Annotated in this window: 4 protein-coding genes; all 4 read left to right on the forward strand. The window is 75.6% G+C overall.

Annotated elements, in window-relative coordinates; translation table 11 throughout:
* Positions 1 to 18 precede the first annotated feature (18 nt).
* Positions 19 to 747: an alpha/beta hydrolase family protein gene (locus tag FOE67_RS21175; RefSeq protein WP_323385230.1), complete on the forward strand. Its 729-nt coding sequence runs from the start codon at positions 19 to 21 to the stop codon at positions 745 to 747.
* 174 nt (positions 748 to 921) lie between these two features.
* Positions 922 to 1,770 carry a sigma-70 family RNA polymerase sigma factor gene (locus tag FOE67_RS21180; RefSeq protein ID WP_194444546.1) on the forward strand — a complete coding sequence of 283 codons (849 nt, stop codon included), beginning with the start codon at positions 922 to 924 and terminating at the stop codon, positions 1,768 to 1,770.
* Positions 1,767 to 2,165 carry a mycothiol system anti-sigma-R factor gene (rsrA, locus tag FOE67_RS21185; protein ID WP_182666433.1) on the forward strand — a complete coding sequence of 133 codons (399 nt, stop codon included), beginning with the start codon at positions 1,767 to 1,769 and terminating at the stop codon, positions 2,163 to 2,165. Before FOE67_RS21180 ends, rsrA begins: the two co-directional genes overlap by 4 nt.
* Positions 2,166 to 2,640: 475 nt before the next feature.
* The coding region (locus FOE67_RS21190) for a tetratricopeptide repeat protein (protein WP_369075294.1) at positions 2,641 to 3,068 on the forward strand (428 nt) is incomplete at its 3' end.

Raw genomic sequence — 3,068 nt, forward strand, 5'->3', positions numbered from 1 at the left:
GCGCCGACCCCCGGCGCGGTGCACACGGTGGACACCCCCGCCGGGCCCGCCCGGATCACCTGGCACCCGGCCGGGCACCCCCGGCTGACCCTCGCCCTGGGCCACGGCGCCGGCGGCGGGATCGGCTCTCCCGACCTGGTGGCCCTCGCCGCCGCGCTGCCGGCACGCGGGGTGACCGTCGCCCTGGTGGAACAGCCCTGGCGGGTCGCCGGGAAGCGGCTGGCGCCCGCCCCCCGCACCCTGGACACCGCCTGGCGGGCGGTGTGGCCGGCCCTGGTCGACCCACCGGAGGACGCGGCGGGGCTCACGGCCGCCGGCTCCGCCCCGCCGGTGGTGGCGGGCGGGCGCAGCGCCGGTGCCCGGGTGGCCTGCCGCACCGCCGGGGAAACCGGCGCGGTGGGTGTGGTCGCCCTGGCCTTCCCGCTGCACCCGCCGGGTCGCCCCGAGCGGTCCCGGGCGGACGAACTGACGGCGGTCACCGGAGCGGGGCTGCCGCTGCTGGTGGTGCAGGGGGAGCGCGACCCCTTCGGGCGCCCCGGGGAGTTCCCGACGGGGCTCGAACCGGTGTCGGTGCCCGCGGCCGACCACACCTTCGCCGTCGGCGCCCGCTCGGGCCGGGGGCCGGAGGAGACGGCGGCGGCCGTCGCCGGAGCGGTCGGCGACTGGGTCCTCGCCCTGCCCGATGCCGCCCCGGCCGGCGAGCGGGACGGCTCCCGCCACCGGTGGGACACCCTCCGGGAGGGATGACCGGGCCGGGCGGGAATGCCCGGGCGCCCGGTGGTGTTGACGGGAGAACCGAGGACGGATCCGGCCGGATCCGCGATCCGCCGGACGAGCGGTGTCGGGACCCACGGCCCCGACACGCCCGGGCCGTCCTCCCGGCGCCACCCGTTCGCACCGCAGTGAGGAGAGCGACACCCCATGGGATCCACCGCATGCCCGCCCCGCCGCAGCCGGGAGACCGCCGCCACGGTCGACTGGGCGACGCTGCGGCTCGCGGCCGAGGGCCCCGTTGGAGGGGCGCCCGCCCCCGGTCGTCGTCTATTCTCCGAGGCAAGTGTGGTCGCCACGGAGTCGGCCACCCCGGTGAAGGAGGTGGGTCCGGTCGCCACGACCGACGGCGAGAGCGGCGACGTGGAGGGGACCGGTGCGCCGACCGACGGATCCGAGGCGCGGTCGGAGACGCCGGAGGAACGCAACGCCCGTTTCGAGCGGGACGCGCTGGAGTACCTCGACCAGATGTACTCGGCCGCCCTGCGGATGACCCGCAACCCGGCGGACGCCGAGGACCTGGTGCAGGAGACCTACGCCAAGGCGTACGCGTCCTTCCACCAGTTCCGCGCGGGTACCAACCTCAAGGCGTGGATGTACCGCATCCTCACCAACACGTTCATCAACTCCTACCGCAAGAAGCAGCGCGAACCCCAGCGCAGCGCGGCGGAGGAGATCGAGGACTGGCAGCTCGCGCGGGCCGAGTCGCACATGTCCAACGGCCTGCAGTCGGCCGAGTCGCAGGCGCTGGACCGCCTGCCGGACACGGACGTCAAGCGGGCCCTGCAGACCATCCCCGAGGACTTCCGGATCGCGGTCTACCTCGCCGACGTCGAGGGGTTCGCGTACAAGGAGATCGCCGACATCATGGGGACCCCCATCGGTACGGTGATGTCCCGCCTGCACCGCGGGCGACGTCAGTTGCGCGACCTGCTCGGCGACTACGCGCGCGAGCGCGGACTGGTCGGTTCGGGCGCGGAGAAGGGTTCGGGCTCATGAGTTGCGGACAGCCGCACGAGACGGACTGCGCCGAGATCCTCGACCACCTCTACGAGTACCTGGACAGCGAGATGTCCGAGGAACAGCGCGCGAAGTTCGGCCGACACATGGACGAGTGCTCCCCCTGCCTGGAGAAGTACGGGCTGGAGCAGTCGGTGAAGAAGCTGGTCAAGCGGTGTTGCGGACACGACGACGTACCCGGCGACCTGCGGTCGAAGGTGATGCGGCGGATCGAGCGGATCCGGGCCGGGGAACTGTCGCCGAGCGAGACGCCGCCGGGCACGCCACCCCCGCCGCCGGCGGCCTTCCCCACCGAACCGCCCCTGGCCACGCCGGACGCGGCCCCGACCCCCGCCTCGGGCGCGGCGCGCACGGAGACACCCGGCGAGGGGTGAGTCGCGGTCGCCCGGCCCGGGCGATCCGTCCCACCGGAGGGAACCCCCTTCCGTGGACGCGTTCATCCGTTCGGAGCCTCCCCCTCGCGGGGTCGTCCGTCCGCTCGCCCCGGCCCCTCGCCGGCACCGGTCGTTTCCGGCCGTTCCCGCCCGTGCCCCCCTTCCCGGGGGACCGGCCCGGGCCCCCGTACGGGCCCGTGGGACCGGCGGGCGGGGCGGGCCGCGCGGCCTCCCCGTTCCCGGACGGCCGGGGGCGGATCGGCCGGCGACACGTCCCCGGGGTGCGCGGGGTGCCCCCGGGGCAATATCGTCTCGCGCGGCGCCCCGTGGGGGGCCATGCTGTGAGCAGGCCCGCCGGTGAAGGATTGGGCGGGCGCCGGCGCGGACAGGAGACAGTGGGCACACCGGAAGTGGACGTGGCGACACATCGGCACCTCGACACGCCGGCTACGAGGCGGGAACCGGGCAGGTCATCGTGAGGATCTTCGGCAGGGCTCGGCAGCGGCCGTCCACCGATTGGCGGCTGGCCACCCATCGTGCGTTCACCCTCATCGACGACGGGCGCTACGAGGACGCGGGGGAACTGCTGACCCGGGCGGCCGATCTGGAGCCGTGGCTGTCGGAGTCCTGGTTCAACCTCGCCCTGCTGCACAAGTTCCGCCACGACTGGGAGCGCTCGCGCGCGGCCGGCCTGCGGGCCGTGGCGCTGCTGGAGCGCCACGCCGGCGCCCCCGACTGGTGGAACGTCGGCATCGCGGCCACCGCCCTGCAGGACTGGCCGCTGGCCCGGCGCGCCTGGCAGGCGTACGGGCTGGACGTGCCGCCGCAGCAGGACGCCTCCGGCGAGCCGCTGGGCATGGCCCTGGGCGGCGCGGCCGTGCGGCTCTCCCCCGAGGGGGAGTC

It is taken from the genome of Streptomyces calidiresistens (assembly GCF_014141525.1).
In the GTDB taxonomy this organism is placed as follows: domain Bacteria; phylum Actinomycetota; class Actinomycetes; order Streptomycetales; family Streptomycetaceae; genus Streptomyces; species Streptomyces calidiresistens.